The organism is Halorubrum sp. Atlit-8R, assembly GCF_003666025.1.
GTDB lineage: Archaea > Halobacteriota > Halobacteria > Halobacteriales > Haloferacaceae > Halorubrum > Halorubrum salinarum.
Genome location: NZ_QPLV01000001.1, coordinates 619,214 through 637,282 on the forward strand (window position 1 = coordinate 619,214; position 18,069 = coordinate 637,282).

Here is an 18,069-nt window from a genome sequence, read left to right on the forward strand (position 1 = left end):
AGTCCGCCCCCACCGGCCGGTATGGAGCGCACCCCCGACGGGACCCCCGTCGGCGTCGACGACCCCTACGCGGTCGCCGGCGTCTGCGACCACCTCACCGACGACGGTCGGTGTCGCTTCGCGCTGACGCGGTCCGGAGACGACCCCGAGTTCGCGGCGGCCCGCCGCGCCGACGGCTACGACTGCCACGTCGGCGCCGACGGCGAGTGGCGCGCGTGCCCGCACTACCGGTCGACGACCGACGCGAAGACCTGCGCCCGGTGCGGGCTGGCGGACGTGCGCCTGGCCCACGACGACTCCCGGTCGCTCGTCGAGGAACACCACCTCTCGTACGGCGGCGACGGCTCCCACGAGATCACGGTCGGCCTCTGTCGCTGGTGCCACGCCAAGGTCCACAACTCGATCGCTCGGATCGACGACGACGCGAGCCCGGACCCCGAGGCGATCGCCGAGCGCGAGCGACGGCGGGAGACCGAGCGCTCGGCGTCGGCGTTCGAAGCGGCCAGCGAGGGATACGATCCCGAGGAGTGAGCGACCGTCGCCCGATCCGATTCAGCCGACTGACGACCGATCCGATTCAGGCGACCCCCGACCCGATCAGGCGTCGTCGGCCGGCCGGATCAGGTTCGCCAGCGCGACGAGCAGACCGAGGAACCACCCGAGCGGCACCGAGATCCCGATCCACATCAGCACGTAGCCCAGCCCGGGGAGCCCCCACTGCTCGCCGAACGTCTCCAGGTCGAACGCGCCCCGGAGCATCTCGTTTATGCCCCCCACCGAGAGGAACGTGTCGAGGATCCACCGCGCGAGGTCGTAGCTCGGCGGTAAGATCAGTTCCTCCAGCGTCGGCGTGACGAGGGCGGCGACGACGGGCGGCAGGAACAGCGCCGTCATGGCGAACGGGTACGCGAGCAGGACGCTGACGAACCGCCCGCCCAGCTTCGAGAAGCCGGCGGCGAGCGCGGCCGAGACGACCGCCACCGCGCTCGCGGCGCCGACCGCGATCACCGCGTCGAACGGGAGCTGGAGGTGGGTGATGACGGTCAGCGTCCCCCAGACGACGGCCGCGACGAGCACCGCGCCGGCGACGCCGATGCGGGTGACCGCCGAGTCGAGCTTCGCCGCGTAGTAGCGCGTGGCGAACCCGACGAGCAACAGCGGGTACGCGACCGCGACGAGCGGCGCGCCGAGCACCGCCCAGAGGTAGTAGCCGACCGACTGAACCGCCGTCTCGGGCTTCCACTTCCCCAGGACGGCGCTCGGGTCGAGCTGTCGGGGGAAAACCACCTCCATCCACGTCTCGTGGAGGCGAACAACGTCTAAGAAGAGCGCTTCCACCAGCCCGGTTTGTCCTCGGCGTTCCATTTGCCTCACGTCGCGCACGCCCCGACGTGAACTTTGTGCCTTCGGCCCCGGCGTTCTCGCGACCGATACCCTCGGCGATAGCCTTAAAGAACTGTGTGGACCTACGCGATCACATGAAACGACGTGGACTGCTCGCGGCGATGGCCGCCTCGGCGTCGGTCGCGGTCGCGGGGTGCGCCGGCGAGGACGGCAGCTACGAGTTCGACGCGGAACCGGCGCGCGTCCCGGAGAGCGCGTACAGTGACTCCGGATACGACGGTCAGGAGCCGGAGTCGTTCAGCATCGACCGCGAGTTCAACGCCACGGGCGTGAACGCGCGGGTGACGGCGACGACGTGGGTCGCCCGGTACGTCAACCCGACGACCCAGTCGGCGCTGTTCGTGGCGAGCACCCCGAACGCGTCGGTCGCCGGCCAGTCGGTCAATCCGCTCGTCCGGGTGGAGGGCGCCGAGCTCATCCGCCGGCTCCTCAACCAGGTCAACCAGCAGGACATCGGCGGCGGCAACGCCGACATCCAGACGGACGACATCGAGGCGCGGGGCGAGGAGACGCGGACGATCCTCGGTCAGGAGGCGACCATCTCTATCTTCGAAACGACCGTCAGCGCGGACGTCGAGGGCTCGAACGGGCAGAGCGGGTCGGTCGAGGACATCCCCGTCCTCCTCTACCTCACGACGATCCAGCACCAGGCGGCCGACGCGGACAGCGAGGACGTGATCGCGCTGGTCGGGCTCCACCCGGTCGAGGTCGAGCAGTCCGAACAGCTGCTCGCGATGATGGAAGCGGTCGAACACTGACCCGCTTCGGCGACCGTCTAGTCCGCGTTTTCCGCTCTGTCCGGTCCCGGACCTATCGACCGCGGATTTCTACGAAAGTAACCCTCTCGTGACGCCGCTGTCTTGCGGTTATTTCCCTGAGCGGAAGCTTTCGCGTTCGTAAGCCACTTATAAGCGATCGGTCCGAGTGAGAGATCCCGCGGTGCGACAAGAGCCGCTTCGCGGAGGCGGGCCGACCACTGACGCCGCGCTGCCCCGGGAGCGATCGCTCTGGCATCCGTGGTTCGTTGGCTATGATCCGGACGCGATCGCTTCGATGGCTGTGGGCCGGTATTGTCGTTTGCTTCGTGATCGGTTCTGCTATCGTACTACTGGGAACAAGCATTGTTGATGCTCAAGCAAATAATCATAGACCCACCCTGAACAGCACTGGTGACGCGGAATCTATCCGAATAGGTCAGTCTGGGCAAAAAATAAATAATATTGAAATTCTGGTTTCGAATACATCAGACTCTCCCGGGAAAATCAGACTGTATGTGGATTTAGCTAGTATTGAGTCAAATGGAGTAAACACTTCTTCGGTCTCAATATCAATCAACGGTATCCAAAACGGATCTGTAATTAACACCTCACAATTAGATACTGAAGATACGACTCTACTAGCTGCTACGATACAGCCGAATAGATCCAGTCGCTCAATACATGTTGACTCTGTCCAAATATCTGGCATTAACACCGATGAGGCACAACTTTCGAGAAACATAAAATATCCAATTGTAGTTACTAACAAGACTGATTTCTCATCTACCAACATTACTGAACGAAAAAGCACAAGCTCATTTCAAATAATAGATGGTAATATCCGAATTCACAACCAAGCGACCGGGTCAACACAACTCCATCGGGATTCCTGGACGACTGTCGGCGTAACTGTTGACAATCTCAGCGGGAACACAAATTCAACCCTATTTATCACAAAACAGGAAGATAACGAAATAATCGGTGTTAAAAATCTTAGTAGAGAGATTCTTATGAGAGAAGATTCTATTTCTGTTGATCTGTCCAACCCTGGTGGTGATGTCACTGGATATCTCATAGCTAACTCTACGGTTGACACTTCAAATTTTGACATTGGTGATTATTTACCAACTAATGTAACCGACTTAGCTCTTTCATCCGCTAGTGGTCGAGTAGTTAATGCCTATCTTAAGTTCGATAATTCATCACATGATAAACCACAGACAGAGACCATCGTTGTCTCCAGAGCTAAGGTCTCAGATACAATCAACGATGAGACTCCATACCTAATTTCACTACACCCTGTCAATTCAACTGGTCACATCCTACATGACCAAGTCATTGCTCGTTCAAGAGTTCTAACAGGATGGAGTGAGGATATCCCTCTCCATTTCAATACCACAACCTCTCAAAGTGGAATTTTCCGTAGCAACCGCTATGCTGCGTCCATTCAGTTGGCAATAGGACATAGTGCTGGTAACTGGGTATCTATAAAAAAGGCGGAGCCCCTTCGGAACTCTGATCTTAATCAACAGTTTGTCTCTGATGGCGTCGCCGATGGTGGAGTAATTGTCATCGAGTCTGTTCACACAACTGGGTCAAATACAGATACTGTCCAAATCAACCGCAATCAGTCAATAAACACGCCCGTATACTCCGGACAAACAGTTCTGTTTAATTCTACATTGAATCCGATATCTGTTGAACTTCATAAAGTAGGGGAGGACGGAAACTCTCGGATTGTATCCATAGGGACACAGTTAAATAATTCCCAACAAGTCGGATATAATACTTCAACGCTCTCTACTGGCACATACTACATCCACTCAGATAGAGTGGATTCAGAGAAGTTTGAGATTATTGGAGAGGACAGAAAACGAGTTACTCTGAAGAATATTACTGAAAGGTCAAACTACGGAAGTCCAATGCGGATCTCTATGTCTCACAGCGTGCCAAGATTAAATATAACATTTTCTAGTACGGATAGTAACTCTTCTACAACACTCAACCTGACAACCAACGATACAGGCCCGACACCCGTCACGATTAACACGTACGCGTCGCCGGAATCCCCGTCGGACTTCGTCACGGCAGGCACCGGTATTAGCGTCGAGTCGGTCAACGGAAACTCCGGGTCGCTCACTCCCGGGATGTACGACCTCACACTCCGGTCGGAACACGGCACCGAGGTCGCCAACGACACCGCCACGGTCACCGTGGAACCCCGATCGACGAACAACCTAACGGCGTACACGACGCAGGCGGTCGACCGCGGCGACTTCGAGAACGCGACCGCGGTCCGGGAGGCGATCGCCGACGGAACGCTCACTGAGGCGACGGCCGCGACCGCGAACGACACGGTCGTGTACGCGGTGAACGCGACCGGCCTGACGGGCCTCGCGGCGACCGCGAACGGATCACTGGAGCGTGGCGCGAATCTCGACCGCCTCGACGGCCTCGAGTTCGGGGTCCAACCGACGGCCACGGACGCAGGTAACGGGTCCGACGGGAACGAACTCGGTCGTACGCCGAACGAGTCCGCAGTCCACCTCGACCGGAAGGGTCTGTACCTCGTCGTCGCCGGCGACCGCGCGTTCGGAACCGGAACGACCCCCGACCCCGGAGAGATGTTCGAGGCCGCCTTTCGGGTGGACGACGATCGACTCCGCCGGACCGCGGCGGACGACGGGCATCGGGTGACGACCGGGCTGACCTACGCCGCAGATCCGAGCGAGGGGGACGCCGGCGTCGACTCGACCGCCGACTCCACGGAGACGACCGCGTCGGTCGCGACGGAGCCGTCGGGTCAGTCCGGTGCGGCGACCGGCTCGGACACGGGCGGCGGCTCGGCCGGTGGAAGCTCGAACGGTGGGGGTTCGAGCGGTGGCGCTTCGGGCGGCGGCGGTTCGATTACCGGCGGGTCCTCGGGCACTGGTTCGGCTGGCGGTCCGAGCGGGGCCGGCGGCGCCGCCGGCTCCGACGAGACTACCGCCACCGACGCCGGTGGTCGCGGCGAACCCGGCGGATCGACGGGCTCGGATCTCGGCCGGCCGCCGGGCGTCGGTGTCCCGATCGCCCCCGGAGCGTCCGAGATCCCGCCGGCCGCGGGGCCGGCGAAGCTCTCCGGACCTGCCGAACTCGGGCGCGGTCCAGACGGTTCCGCGGCGGCGAACTCCCGCCCCGAGAGCGGACGGCCGAGCGACGGCGAGAACGGACCGTCGAGCGGCACCGAAAACGGTGATGGCGGCGGCGCAACGTCGGCCGACTCCGGCGACTCGGGCGAGTCCCCGGAATCGTCTGTCTCGGGCGAACCGACTTCGGACGAGGCCGACGCGAGCGATCTGGGCTACGACGACGCGCCGATCCGATCGACCGCGTACGACCTCCCCGGGTTCGGGCCCGTCGCGTCGCTCGCGGCGATGGCGGGGGCGTCGCTGCTCGCCCGGCGCCGCGGGGGCGTCGGGTGAGTGCGGGTGTAACCGTCGTTCGGATGGCCAGTCGGATCGCGGCGCGATCCGCCTCGACGGTCGCCGACCGTCGGTACGTTTTTGCTCGCTGACGCCTTTCGCTCGATCATGGGCGTGACCATCACACCGCCGAAGGAGCGCGCGTGCGAACTCTGCGGGCGCGAGGAGCGATGGGACGACGAGGTGGAGGGGTGGCGGATCGCGGACGACCCCGGCAACGTCTACTGTATCCACGAGTGGGACATCAACGGCTCGTTCGTCCCCCTCCGAGAGTAATTTCGGGCTGGACGTTTCACCACTCTACTCGGATCGAGTGAAACGCTCGCGGTGTGTTATGGGCTAATCCACCAATTATCGGGGCGAAATTCCGACACTTCCGACCGATCCCGGCGGTGTGTCATCTGTTCACCACCCGTGATGAATAATTACCTTATATTCCCTAATGTGTGTACGATGGATCCTACCCCTATCAGGGTCATACCTTTAACTGTTCATCCGTAGGAAAGCGTATGACCAAGTCACGTAGTACCACCCGGGGCGTACGCGACTCGGAGTCCTCGGGTCAGGAGGGGGGGCTCGCGGCGCCGACGGACGACCGGTCGAACTGCGGCATCGGCGGGGTCGTCGACCTCGACGGCGCGCCGTCGCACGACACCGTCGCGGACGCGGTCGAACTGCTCGAAAACCTCGAACACCGCGGGACGACCGGCGCCGAGGAGAACACCGGCGACGGCGCGGGGATCATGGTCGCGCGGCCGGACGAGTTCTTCCGCGACGTCGTTGACGCCGACCTCCCCGAGGAGTACGCGGTCGGCTCCGTGTTCATGCCGCCGGAGCCGGGCGTCCAGGCGGAGATCCACGACGTCATCGCCGAGGTGTGCGCCGTCTACGGGCTGGAGGTGCTCGCGTGGCGCTCCGTGCCCACCGACAACGCCGACCTCGGCGCCACGGCGCTCGACTCCGAGCCCGAGGTGTCGCAGGTGTTCGTCGCGCCCGTCGAGGGCGCGGGGCTCGCCCAGCGGTTCACCAGCGAGGGGAACCGCCCCGACGACGCCGATCCGGACCTGCTCGGCTTCGACCGCGCGCTGTACGCGGCCCGCCGCGAGATCGAGAACTCCGTCTCGGAGGTCGACGGCGCGGGACGCTTCTACGTCTGCTCGCTCGACCGCCAGCGCGTCGTCTACAAGGGCCTGCTGAAGGGCTCGCAGCTCGCGGACTACTACCCCGACCTGACCGACGAGCGCTTCGCGAGCCACGTCGCCTTGGTCCACGCGCGGTTCTCGACGAACACGCTCGGCGCGTGGCACCTCGCGCACCCGTACCGCAACATCGTCCACAACGGCGAGTTCAACACGATCCGCGGCAACGTCAACTGGATGCGGGCCCGGGAGAACGACCTCGAACACCCGGCGTTCGGGGCCGAACTCGACACGATCAAGCCGGTGATCGACGACCCGAACCAGTCGGACACCGCCAGCGTCGACAACGCGCTCGAACTGCTCCTCCACACCGACCGCGACCTCCCGCACGCGCTCCGGATGCTGATCCCGGAGGCGTTCCGCGGCGACGACCTGATGGACGACGACCGCGCGGACTTCTACGACTACCACGCCTCGCTCGTCGAGCCGTGGGACGGCCCCGCCCTCGTCATCGGCTTCGACGGCGAGCGCGTCGCCGGCGTCTTAGACCGCAACGGGCTCCGCCCGTGCCGCTACGAGGTGACGACGGACGAACGCCTCGTCGTCGGCAGCGAGGTCGGCGCGCTCCCGACCGAGCCCGCGGACGTGCGCCGCCGCGGCCGCCTCCAACCCGGTGAAATCTTCGTCGCCGACCCCGAGGCGGGCCGGATCGTCCCCGACGACGAGGTGTTCGAGGAGCTCACCGACGAGAAGTACGGCGAGTGGGTCGAGGACGGCCAGGTCGACCTCGACGCGCTCACCGAGGAGGACGACGTCGCGGCCGGGATCGACGCCGACGCGCTCGACGACGCGGATGACGGGGACGCGGAACCGACCGTCCGCGCCCACCAGGCCGCGTTCGGCTACACGACCGACTCGCTGAACCACCTCGTCGAGCCGATGGCGAAGGACGGGAAGGACCCGGTCGGCTCCATGGGCGACGACACGCCGCTCTCGGTGCTGGCCGACGTGGACCGCCCGCTGTTCACCTACTTCAAGCAGCTGTTCGCGCAGGTGTCGAACCCGCCGATCGACTACATCCGCGAGGAGCTCGTCACCTCGCTCGAGACGCGCATCGGCAACCAGCGCAACCTCCTCGACGAGACCCCGGAGCACGCCGAGCAGATTGTCGCCGACTCCCCGGTCCTGACGGACGCCGAGACGACCGCCCTCCGGGACCTCCCCGGACCGGGCGAGCGGAGCCCGGGCGACGCCGACGGGGCCGCCGACCGCCCTGACTTCACCTCCGTCGTCGTCGACGTCACCTACGACCGCGACGGGTCGCTCGTCGACGCCGTCAACCGGGTCCGCGAGGACGCCGCGGCCGCCATCGAGGACGGCGCCGACGTGGTCGTCCTCTCGGACCGCGCGGTGGGCCCGGACCGCCTGGCGGTGCCGAGCCTGCTCGCGACCGGCGCGGTCCACCACCACCTCGTCCGCAAGGGGCTCCGCAACCGCGCGGGCGTGGTCGTCGAGTCCGCCGAGCCCCACGAGGTCCACCACCTCGCGACGCTCGTCGGCTACGGCGCCGACGCCGTCGACCCGTACCTCGCGTACGCCTCCATCGCCGACGTGGTCGCCGGGCCGGACGGCGCCGACGAAGATGAGGCGCTCGCGGCGTACCGCCACGCGCTGGAGGACGGCCTCCTCAAGACGATGGCGAAGATGGGCATCTCGACGATGGAGTCGTACCAGGGCGCCCAGATCTTCGAGGCGGTCGGGCTCGACTCCGAGTTCGTCGCCGAGTACTTCGAGGGGACCGAGATCCGCACCGAGGGGATCGGGATCGAGCAGATCGAAGACGACCTGCGCACGCGCCACGCGATGGCGTTCGGCGCCGACCCCGAACTGGAGACGATCGGCGAGTACGAGCACCGCTCGTCCGGCGTGAAACACGGCTGGAACCCCCAGACGGTCGGCACCCTCCAGCAGGCCGTCCGCGGCGGCGACTACGAGCAGTACCAAGAGTTCGCGGAGCTGGTGAACGACCAGACCGAGGAGCTCCAGTCGCTTCGCGGGCTCTTGGAGTTCGACTCCGACCGCGACCCGGTCCCGGTCGAGGAGGTCGAGCCCGTCGAGTCGATCGTCGAGCGCTTCTCGACGGCCGCGATGAGCCTCGGGAGCATCTCGCCGGAGGCCCACGAGAACAACGCCATCGCGATGAACCGGCTGGGCGCGAAGTCGAACACCGGCGAGGGCGGCGAGCCGCCCGAGCGGTTCGACACCGAGAAGGAGTGTACCGTCAAGCAGGTCGCCTCCGGCCGCTTCGGCGTCACCTCCGAGTACCTCGCGAGCGCCGAGGAGCTCCAGATCAAGATGGCGCAGGGCTCGAAGCCCGGCGAGGGCGGCCACCTCCCCGGCAAGAAGGTCAACGAGATGATCGCGCACGTCCGGTGTTCGACGCCCGGCGTCGGGCTCATCTCGCCGCCGCCCCAGCACGACATCTACTCGATCGAGGACCTCAAGCAGCTCATCTTCGACCTGAAGGCCGCGAGCCCCGAGGCCGACGTCAACGTGAAGCTGGTCTCGGAGGCCGGCATCGGCACCATCGCGGCCGGCGTCGCGAAGGCGAACGCCGACGTGGTCCACGTCTCCGGTCACGACGGCGGGACCGGCGCCTCGCCGAAGACCTCGATCAAGAACGCCGGCCTGCCGTGGGAGCTCGGGCTCGCGGAGGCGAACCAGATGCTCCGCGCCACCGGGCTGCGCGACCGCATTCGCGTCTCCGCGGACGGCGGGCTGCGGACCGGCCGCGACGTCGCGGTCGCGGCCGCACTCGGCGCCGAGGAGTACGTCTTCGGCACCGCGTCGCTCGTCACCGCGGGCTGCGTGATGGCCCGGCAGTGCCACGAGAACACCTGTCCGGTCGGGGTCGCCACCCAGCGGGAGGACCTCCGCCAGCGGTTCCCCGGCCAGCCGGACCACGTCATCAACTACATGACGTTCATCGCGCAGGAGCTGCGCGAGATCATGGCAGAGCAGGGGTACACGGAGCTTGAGGAGTTCATCGGCCGCCCCGAGCTGCTCGCCCAGCGCGACACCGACCACGAGAAGGCGAAGCACCTCGACCTCTCGGCGGTCATCGCCGAGCCCGCGGGCGAGTCGCGCACCAAGGTCCGCGAACAGGCCCACGGCGGCATCGACGACCTGCTCGACTGGGACCTCATCGAGGAGGCCGCGCCCGCCATCGAGGACGGCGCGCCGGTCGCGCTCACCCGCGACGTGCGCAACGTCGACCGCGCGGTCGGCGCCACGCTCTCGAACCGCGTCGTCTCCGAACACGGCGGCGAGGGCCTCCCGGACGACACCATCTCCTGCCGGTTCGACGGCGAGGCCGGGCAGAGCTTCGGCGCGTTCCTCGCGCCGGGGATCACGATGGAGCTGTCGGGCGCCGCCAACGACTACGTCGGCAAGGGGCTCTCCGGCGGGCGGCTCGTGATCGACACGCCCGCCGAGGCGGCGTACGACCCGACCGAGAACGTCGTCGCCGGCAACGTCTGTCTGTACGGCGCCACCGACGGCGAGATGTATGTCAACGGCGTCGCCGGCGAGCGCTTCGGCGTCCGCAACTCGGGCGTGAAAGCGGTCGTCGAGGGCGTCGGCGACCACGGCTGCGAGTACATGACCGGCGGCGTCGTCGCCGTCCTCGGCGACACGGGCCGCAACTTCGCGGCCGGGATGTCCGGGGGCATCGCCTACGTGTACGACCCCGACGACCGCCTCGACGACCGCGTCAACCGCGGGATGGTGTCGGTCTCCGAGACGCTGGAGGGGTCGGACGAGCGGATGCTCCGCCGGCTCGTCGAGAACCACCGCGCGTACACCGACAGCGAGCGCGCGGCCGACCTCCTCGACGACTGGGAGGCCGCGCTCGACGACTTCGTCCGCGTCTTCCCCGACGCGTACGCGGAGGTCATCGCGGAGGGCACGGGCGCCGACGTGCGCGACGAGCCGCCCGCGCCCGCCGCCGCGGTGCCGGACGCCGACGCCGACGCGACCGGTCAGGTGTCGAGCGACGACTGAGCCGCGAAACGAGCGCCGCCCGCTACTCCAGCGTCTCCGAGTCGACCTCGCTCTCGGTCGCCCGCTCGACCGCGCGGTCGACGTGGCGCTCGCGGGCGCGCTCGACGAACTCCTCCGGTAGCTCGTCTATCTCACCGGCCTGGACGCCCCAGAGCTTCGCGTAGAGCCCGTCCGCGGCGAGCAGCTCCTCGTGGGTGCCGCGCTCGACGACCTCGCCGTCCTCCAACACGAGCGCGGTGTCGGCGTCGGTGACCGTCGAGAGGCGGTGCGCGATGACGAAGGTGGTGCGGTCGGCGGCGAGCCGGTCGAGCGAGCGCTGGATCAGCATCTCGGTCTCGGTGTCGACGGCGGAGGTCGCCTCGTCGAGGATGAGTATCGCGGGGTCCTGGAGGACGACCCGGGCGATGGCGAGGCGCTGGCGCTGGCCGCCGGAGAGCTTCACGCCGCGTTCGCCGATCCGGGTCTCGTAGTCGTTCGGCAGCGACGAGATGAAGTCGTGGGCCTCCGCGGCCTTCGCGGCCTCGACCACGCGCTCGCGGACCTCGTCCTCGTCGAGGCCCTCGGCGCCCGCCTCATCGATCCGCGTGAACCGCCCGTAGCGGATGTTCTCGGCGATGGTGCCGTCGAACAGCGTGGTGTCCTGCGCGACGTACCCGACCGACGAGCGGAGGCTCTCGACGGTCACGTCGCGCACGTCGTGGCCGTCGACGCGGATGGCGCCGTCGGTCACGTCGTACAGCCGGAGGAGGAGCTTGAGCAGCGTGGACTTCCCGGCGCCGGTCGGGCCGACGAGGGCGACGGTGTCGCCCGGGTCGGCGGCGAACGAGACGCCGCGGAGGACCTCCTCCTCGGCGTCCTCGGGGTCGACGAGGGCGTTCTCGGGGTACGCGAAGGAGACGTCGTCGTACTCGACCGCGCCCGCGACGCCGCCGTGGTCGGGGTCGCCGGCCGGCGTCACGCCGCCGTCGTTTCGAGCCCCGTCGTCGCTCCGGCCCTCGCCGCCGAGTTCGACCGCGTCGTCGGCGTCCTCGATGCGGACCGGGATGTCGCGCAGCCCGAACACGCGCTCGCAGGAGGCCTTCGCGTTCTCGTACTGGTCGATGATGTTCGAGACCTCGGCGAGCGGGGCGACGAACTGCTGCGTGAGGAGGACGAAGGTGACGAACGTCCCGACGGTCAGCTCGGTGGAGAACGGGCCCGGCGGGCCGTTCGCGAGCCAGTAGCCGCCGACCGCGAAGGTCGCGGCGAACGCCAGCCCGGCGAGCAGCTCCATCCCGGGGCGGTAGACGTAGTTGAGCCGGAGGATCGACATCGTCCGCTGGAAGTACGAGAACGAGGCGTCCTCCACGCGCTCGCTCTCGTGGGCCTCCGTGTTGGAGGTCTTCACCAGTTCGACGCCCGACAGCGCGTTTTCGAGGGCGGTGTTGAGGTCGCCGACGACGGACCGCTGGGCGGTGTACCGCGGCTCGACCGCGCGCATGAACCAGAGCGTGAAGAGGAACATCAGCGGGATCGCGGCGAGGGTGACGACCGCCAGCTCGTAGTTGTAGTAGACGAGGACCGTCGCGATCCCGACGAGCATCACGCCGAGGCGGGCGGAGTTCTGGAGGGCGTTGTCCAAGAAGACCTCCAGGTTCGAGGCGTCGTTGTTGAGGACGGACATGACCTCGCCGGTCTGTTTGTCGTCGAAGAAGGTCATGTCGAGCCGCTGCATCTGGTCGAAGGAGTCGGTGCGGACCGCGTGCATCACGCGGTGCGCGAAGTTGTTCGCGGCGATGCCGTAGACGTACGTGAACACGCCCGTCACGATGAACGACCCGAAGATGAGCAGCACGGAGAGTCGGAACTGCGCGCCGTCTTCGGTGGGGAGCCACGCGTCGGGAACGATCGGGAGCGTGTAGGGACCGGTGCCGGTGAAGACGGCGTCGATCGCGACGCCGAGGACGACCGGCGGGATCAGCCCCGCGACGCGGGCGACGATGTTGGCGACCATCCCGACCACGAGCCAGTGCGCCTCGGAGGCCCCGTACTCGCGGAACAGCCGTCCGAGGGGTCGATCCACCCGGTCGCGGTACACTTCGAAGGCGTTGCGCTCGTCGGCAGCCATGGGCGTACGAGCGCCGCGACCCCCATGTATCCGGCGGCTTCGGCGGCCCGTTCCGGGTTCGGCTGATCGCGCCCTTTCGTCTCCGTCGCGGTTCAGGAATTCCTTTCTGGGAGCGGTGGCGCGTGCCTCCGAGCGCCCAGCGGGCGCGAGGAGCACGCGCGAGGGACGCCGTGAGCGACGGGCGACCGAAGGGAGCCCGGAGCGAACGGCGAGGCTGGGGAGGTGTGAGGTACGGCTGTGGTGCGGGGCGGGACTCAAAGGGGCAGCCGGGAGGGCGAAGCACGACGACGCAAGCACCGCAAGGAGCGAGCGGAGCGAGCGACTGAGGAGCACAGCGAGTCGCGCGAGTCCTCGCGGCTGGGGCTTTGGCGGTGTTCACCGTAGGGAAGCTAAATCCGTACGAGCGGGAGACTGGGGCTTTGGAGGAGCGCTCCGTCGTCCCGAGGTCGCTCGATTACCACCGAGTGGGTGAGGATCAGACACCGATCACTGCGGAAACGCCGAACACGTACCGTCGCCGGACCGTTTAATAAGCGCCGCGCGAACCCGAGTACGTGGACGAACTCGTCGTGCGAACGGAGGTGTACGCCGACCCCGAGGAGGTGTACGAGTTCCTGCTGGACTTCCCGCAGTACGCGAACTACTCGGAGTACCTCCGCGAGGTCCGCACCGTGGCCGGCGACGGCGGGCCCGGGACCCGGTACGCGCTCACGTTCGCGTGGTGGAAGATATCCTACACCGCCCGCTCGGAGGTGACCGGCGTCGACCCGCCCGCCCGCATCGACTGGGAGATCACGAAGGACATCGACGCCGGCGGCTGCTGGCGGGTGACGCCCGCGGCGAGCGACGACGGGAGCGTCGACACGAGCGGCGACGCCGAGCAGAGCGACGACGCCCCCTGCGAGGTCGCGCTCGAAGTCGAGTTCGACCCGGGATCCGCCAGCTCGGACGCGCTCGATCTCCCCCGGCTGGTCTCGTTCGACTGGGTGTTGAAGAAGGCGGTCCCGCTGATCCGAGACGAGGCCGAGCAGGTCGTCGAACGCGCCGTTCAGGACTTAGAGGGGTCGAGGCGGGACGTGGACCTCGACGTGTACGTCGACTCCGACCGGATCTGACGCGCTCCGGAGCGGGTCCGCCTCGCGTCGGCGAGTCGAAGGCCTTAATATATCCAGCGGGGAACGAACGGATGCGTTCGCGGGCTCGTAGATCAGTGGTAGATCATCCCCCTGGCACGGGGAAGGCCCGGGGTTCAAATCCCCGCGAGTCCACTCCTTCACTCCTTTCAGTCGTTCAGTCGTTCCCTCGCGTGGTCCCACTCGCTCACTCCGTTCGCTCGCGGGACCCCCGCGAGTCCACGTTTTTGCGTCGCGGGCAACGTCACGAGCGGTGTAACCCGTACTGAGGGGTCGAATTCCACTCGCGCGCACCGAATGAAGAGACTCCTTCCCGTTCACCACACGCTCCCCCGATACTCCAGTCGTAGGTGGTCGGCCGTCTCCGGCGGGATCCCCATCTCCTCGAACATCCGTCGGAAGGTCGCGCGAACGTCGGCTTCCTCGAAGGACCGGGAGGCGCGCGTCTGCGCGTCGACCTCGACCCCGCCGTGGTAGTCGAGGTGGACGCGGTAAGTGTATCCGTCGACCTCGTGCGTGACGGTCGCCCGAGAGAGGACGAAGTCGATCGCTCCCAGCCGCGCTTCGCCCGCGTAGTACTCGCGGGTGTGCTGGCCGGAGCCCGGGACGGAACGCTCGGTGACCGTCGTCGCGCGAGCGGTCAGATCGTCGTACGCCGCGCGGAACGCGACCGGCTCGTCGACCCGGATCTCCGGGGCGCCCGCCCCGGGCTCGTCGGGCTCGGAGTCACGGACGTTCGCTTGTAGTTCCTCGACGTACCCCGCCGCGGTCGCCTCGTCCATCTCGAACAGCGTCGTGAGCCGACCGACGAGCCACTCCTCCGGCGGGAGGTCGTCGACGGTGACCTCGCCGCGGTTACCGTCCGCGAAGACGGTCACGACGGTGACGCCCTCGTCGGCGTAGAAGGTGGCCCACAGCCGCGTCGCCTCCGAGTGGTCGAACGTGACCCTGAACGCCTCGTACCCCGGGCCGAGGTCGGCGTCGAGCTCGTCGATCCCCGCCGGGTGGAAGCCGCTCGAACCGACGCGCTCGACCGCGTACCCGGCCGCGTCGGCTCGGTCCAAGGCGTCCTCGTACGCGAGGTCCGACACGGTGACGCCGTCGGAGGAGTACGACGCCACGTCGGACCCGATCAGGGCGCCCGCGAAGACCGCGTACGCGGCGGCGACGACGACGGCCCCGACGAGCGCGACCGCGGCCCAGCGGCGTAATTCCATACGCGCCGATACATCTCAGCGTCGTATAGCCCTGCCGACGGTTCCCTCGCGGCGGTGACGACCGCCGCGCGAAGGACAACGTCCCCCAAGTGACGCGGTCGAGCGAGTCGAGACTACTGCTCCGCCGCCGACACCCGCACCACCTGCTTCCCGATGTTGTCGCCGGAGAACAGGCCGAGGAAGGCGTCGGGCGCGTTCTCCAGGCCCTCCACGACAGTCTCGCGGTGTTCGAGGTCGCCGCTCGCGACCCACCGCCCGAGGCGCTCGCTCGCCTCGCCGAACCGGGTCGCGAAGTCCCCGACGAGCAGGCCCTGGACCTTCGCGCGCACGGAGATGAGCTGCGGGAGCTTCCGCGGCCCGGTCGGGACCGTCTTGTCGTTGTAGTGAGCGATCTGACCGCAGACCGCGACGCGCGCGTCGAGGTTCAGCTTCGTGAACACGGCGTCCGTGATCGGGCCGCCGACGTTGTCGAAGTACACGTCGACGCCGTCCGGCGCCGCCTCGTCGAGCGCGGCCCGGTAGTCGTCCGTCGCCTTGTAGTTGATCGCGGCGTCGAAGCCGAGGTCGTCGGTGAGCCAGTCGGTCTTCTCGTCGCTGCCCGCGAAGCCGACCACTCGACAGCCGTTCAGCTTCGCGATCTGGCCGACGACGGAGCCGACGGCGCCGGCCGCGCCGGAGACCACGACCGTGTCGCCGGGCTTCGGTTCGCCCACGTCGAGGAGGCCGAAGTAGGCGGTCCGGCCGGGCATCCCGAGGGCGCCGAGGTACGCTTCGGGGTCGGCGACGGTCGGGTCGACCGGCGCGACGTCGTCGGCGTCGAGCGTCGCGTAGTCGGCCCAGCGCCCCTCGCCGGTCACGAGGTCGCCCGCGTCGTACGCGTCGCTCTCCGTTTCGACCACTTCGCCGACGACGCCGCCCTTGAGCGCGTCGCCCACGTCCCACGGCTCGGCGTACGACTCGGCGTCGCGCATCCGGCCGCGCATGTACGGGTCGACGGAGAGGTACCGAACGCGGACGAGGAGCTCGCCCGGGTCGGGGTCGGGGACCTCGGTCTCGCGCAGTTCGAAGCTGTCCTGGTCGGGCTCGCCGGTCGGCCGCTCGGCGAGAAGCCACTCGCGGTTGGTGTCCGTCACGGTCGCCGTTGGGGGATGGAACGCAATAGGGTTTGGACCCCAGCAGCCGGCGTGGGGATCCGAAACTCGCAGCCGGCGCGGCGGTCGGGGAGTCGCGGCGGGGGACCGTCGCTCACGGGAATCCGCGAGCGACCGCCGGGCGACTCACGCGACCGCGACGCCGTTGCGCGCGAGGTAGTTGCTGGCGGCCTTGATCTCGACCGGGCTCCCGATGATCCGGTACTGGTCGGACCCCTCCACGACGGTGACGGTGAAGCGGGATTCGAGACACTCCCGGTGCCCGTCGAGCGCGCGGCGCGGGAGGACGATCTGCGTACTGTCGCGAAGGCTCGACGGATCTGGCATTCGGCGTGTGAGTGGGTTATTCGTCTCCGATATAACCGTGTCGAAGTATCGGCGGCCCAACCACTCGCGGCGGCGGCGAGCGGCCGGCTCGCGCGGGGCTGGCGGTCGATCCGATCCCCGACCGAGGGCCGGCGACCCGAAGGAACACCTTTAACGAGCCGACCGGCCGAGGAACGGGTAATGGGACTGGAGGAGGAGATCGAAGACCTCCGCGAGGAGATCGCCAACACGCCCTACAACAAGGCCACGGAGGCCCACATCGGGCGGCTGAAGGCGAAGCTCGCGGAAAAAAAGGAGAAGCTGGAGAACCAGTCCTCCGCCGGCGGCGGCCACGGCTACGCGGTCGAGAAGCACGGCGACGCCACCGTCGCCCTGGTCGGGTTCCCGAGCGTCGGCAAGTCCACCCTCATCAACGCCCTCACGAACGCCGACAGCGAGGTCGGCTCCTACGAGTTCACGACCCTCGACGTCAACCCCGGCATGCTGCAGTACCGCGGCGCGAACATCCAGATCCTCGACGTGCCGGGCCTGATCGAGGGCGCCGCGGGCGGCCGCGGCGGCGGGAAGGAGGTGCTCTCGGTGGTCCGGACCGCGGATCTCGTCGTGTTCATGCTCTCGGTCTTCGAGATCGAGCAGTACGACCGGCTCCGCGAGGAGCTGTACAACACGAACATCCGCCTCGACACCGAGCCCCCGAACATCAACATCCGGAAGACGCACAAGGACGGGCTCGGCGTGACGATGAGCGACGAGGTGAGCCTCGACGAGGAGACGGTCAAGCAGGTCCTCCGCGAGTACGGCTACGTCAACGCGAAGGTGACGATCCCCCACGACCTCACCATCGACGAGCTGGTCGACGCCGTGATGGACAACCGCGAGTACCTCCCCTCGATGGTCTCGGTCAACAAGGCGGACCTCATCGACAAGAGCTACCTCCCGACCGTGAAAGAGGAGCTGCGCGAGCGCGACCTCGACCCCGACGACGTGGTGTTCATCTCCGCGCAGGAGGGGCTCGGCCTCGACGGGCTCAAGGAGCGCCTCTGGGAGGAGCTGGGCGTCATTCGGATCTACATGGACAAGCCGGGCCGCGGCGTCGACTACGAGGAGCCGCTCATCCTGTTCGAGGGCGACACCGTCGGCGACGCCTGCGAGAAGCTCGGTGGCGAGTTCGACGAGCGGTTCAAGTTCGCGCGCGTGACCGGCGAGAGCGCGAAACACGACGACCAGCAGGTCGGGAAGGGGCACGAACTGGCCGACGAGGACGTACTCCGGATCGTCGCGCGGAAGTAGCCCCGCGCGCTCGCCCC

Annotated in this window: 12 protein-coding genes and 1 tRNA gene; 8 read left to right on the forward strand and 5 right to left on the reverse strand. The window is 67.1% G+C overall.

The genetic code is table 11. The annotated features are described in order from the left end of the window. The first annotated feature begins 21 nt into the window (after nucleotides 1–21). Nucleotides 22–531, forward strand: a complete 510-nt coding sequence (locus DVK05_RS02970) for a hypothetical protein (RefSeq protein ID WP_121561925.1) — start codon at nucleotides 22–24, stop codon at nucleotides 529–531. Nucleotides 532–597: 66 nt separating this feature from the next. Here DVK05_RS02970 and DVK05_RS02975 read toward each other — a convergent pair whose 3' ends face one another. Then, on the reverse strand, nucleotides 598–1,338 hold the full coding sequence (locus tag DVK05_RS02975; RefSeq protein WP_121561926.1) for a hypothetical protein: 741 nt from the start codon (nucleotides 1,336–1,338) through the stop codon (nucleotides 598–600). A gap of 140 nt (nucleotides 1,339–1,478) precedes the next feature. Here DVK05_RS02975 and DVK05_RS02980 point away from each other — a divergent pair, with 140 nt between their 5' ends. The 4 genes from DVK05_RS02980 (at nucleotide 1,479) to gltB (ending at nucleotide 10,827) form a co-directional block, all read left to right on the forward strand. After that, a complete protein-coding gene (locus tag DVK05_RS02980; RefSeq protein ID WP_121561927.1) occupies nucleotides 1,479–2,162 on the forward strand; it encodes a DUF6517 family protein in 684 nt (227 codons plus the stop codon). Nucleotides 2,163–2,434: 272 nt separating this feature from the next. Beyond that, nucleotides 2,435–5,626 (forward strand): PGF-CTERM sorting domain-containing protein, encoded by a 3,192-nt coding sequence (locus tag DVK05_RS17745; protein ID WP_306462314.1) that lies wholly within the window; start codon nucleotides 2,435–2,437, stop codon nucleotides 5,624–5,626. 108 nt (nucleotides 5,627–5,734) lie between these two features. Continuing rightward, nucleotides 5,735–5,902 carry an HEWD family protein gene (locus DVK05_RS17235; protein ID WP_167551913.1) on the forward strand — a complete coding sequence of 56 codons (168 nt, stop codon included), beginning with the start codon at nucleotides 5,735–5,737 and terminating at the stop codon, nucleotides 5,900–5,902. Nucleotides 5,903–6,135: 233 nt separating this feature from the next. Then, nucleotides 6,136–10,827 (forward strand): glutamate synthase large subunit, encoded by a 4,692-nt coding sequence (gene gltB / locus DVK05_RS02990; protein WP_121561928.1) that lies wholly within the window; start codon nucleotides 6,136–6,138, stop codon nucleotides 10,825–10,827. A gap of 22 nt (nucleotides 10,828–10,849) precedes the next feature. Here gltB and DVK05_RS02995 read toward each other — a convergent pair whose 3' ends face one another. Next, complete coding sequence (locus tag DVK05_RS02995; protein WP_121561929.1) at nucleotides 10,850–12,934, reverse strand: ABC transporter ATP-binding protein; 2,085 nt, start codon at nucleotides 12,932–12,934, stop codon at nucleotides 10,850–10,852. A 554-nt stretch (nucleotides 12,935–13,488) separates the two neighbouring features. Between DVK05_RS02995 and DVK05_RS03000 the strand changes: the two genes are divergently transcribed. Together DVK05_RS03000 and DVK05_RS03005 are read left to right on the forward strand one after the other, a co-directional pair. After that, nucleotides 13,489–14,049, forward strand: coding sequence for an SRPBCC family protein (locus DVK05_RS03000; protein ID WP_121561930.1), 561 nt, complete (start codon nucleotides 13,489–13,491; stop codon nucleotides 14,047–14,049). An 81-nt stretch (nucleotides 14,050–14,130) separates the two neighbouring features. Further along, nucleotides 14,131–14,202, forward strand: a tRNA-Ala gene (locus tag DVK05_RS03005). A gap of 182 nt (nucleotides 14,203–14,384) precedes the next feature. On the opposite strand, the gene DVK05_RS03010 is transcribed toward DVK05_RS03005, so the two are convergent. The 3 genes from DVK05_RS03010 to DVK05_RS03020 all read right to left on the reverse strand — a co-directional run bounded on the left by DVK05_RS03010 (nucleotide 14,385) and on the right by DVK05_RS03020 (nucleotide 16,762). Then, the gene (locus DVK05_RS03010; protein WP_121561931.1) at nucleotides 14,385–15,284 is read right to left on the reverse strand and encodes a hypothetical protein; all 900 of its coding nucleotides are present in this window, start codon (nucleotides 15,282–15,284) and stop codon (nucleotides 14,385–14,387) included. Nucleotides 15,285–15,397: 113 nt separating this feature from the next. After that, on the reverse strand, nucleotides 15,398–16,417 hold the full coding sequence (locus DVK05_RS03015; protein ID WP_121561932.1) for an NADP-dependent oxidoreductase: 1,020 nt from the start codon (nucleotides 16,415–16,417) through the stop codon (nucleotides 15,398–15,400). Nucleotides 16,418–16,561: 144 nt separating this feature from the next. Next, nucleotides 16,562–16,762 (reverse strand): hypothetical protein, encoded by a 201-nt coding sequence (locus DVK05_RS03020; RefSeq protein ID WP_053772351.1) that lies wholly within the window; start codon nucleotides 16,760–16,762, stop codon nucleotides 16,562–16,564. Between the two features lie 180 nt (nucleotides 16,763–16,942). Here DVK05_RS03020 and DVK05_RS03025 point away from each other — a divergent pair, with 180 nt between their 5' ends. Continuing rightward, nucleotides 16,943–18,052 (forward strand): GTP-binding protein, encoded by a 1,110-nt coding sequence (locus DVK05_RS03025; protein ID WP_053772350.1) that lies wholly within the window; start codon nucleotides 16,943–16,945, stop codon nucleotides 18,050–18,052. The last annotated feature ends 17 nt before the right edge of the window (nucleotides 18,053–18,069 follow it).

Bases quoted from the DNA above. Each gene is read 5' to 3' on its own strand.
- DVK05_RS02970 (WP_121561925.1), top strand. From the start codon at position 22: ATGGAGCGCACCCCCGACGGGACCCCCGTCGGCGTCGACGACCCCTAC.
- DVK05_RS02980 (WP_121561927.1), top strand. From the start codon at position 1,479: ATGAAACGACGTGGACTGCTCGCGGCGATGGCCGCCTCGGCGTCGGTC.
- DVK05_RS17745 (WP_306462314.1), top strand. From the start codon at position 2,435: ATGATCCGGACGCGATCGCTTCGATGGCTGTGGGCCGGTATTGTCGTT.
- DVK05_RS17235 (WP_167551913.1), top strand. From the start codon at position 5,735: ATGGGCGTGACCATCACACCGCCGAAGGAGCGCGCGTGCGAACTCTGC.
- gltB (WP_121561928.1), top strand. From the start codon at position 6,136: ATGACCAAGTCACGTAGTACCACCCGGGGCGTACGCGACTCGGAGTCC.
- DVK05_RS02995 (WP_121561929.1), bottom strand. From the start codon at position 12,934: ATGGCTGCCGACGAGCGCAACGCCTTCGAAGTGTACCGCGACCGGGTG.
- DVK05_RS03010 (WP_121561931.1), bottom strand. From the start codon at position 15,284: ATGGAATTACGCCGCTGGGCCGCGGTCGCGCTCGTCGGGGCCGTCGTC.
- DVK05_RS03020 (WP_053772351.1), bottom strand. From the start codon at position 16,762: ATGCCAGATCCGTCGAGCCTTCGCGACAGTACGCAGATCGTCCTCCCG.
- DVK05_RS03025 (WP_053772350.1), top strand. From the start codon at position 16,943: ATGGGACTGGAGGAGGAGATCGAAGACCTCCGCGAGGAGATCGCCAAC.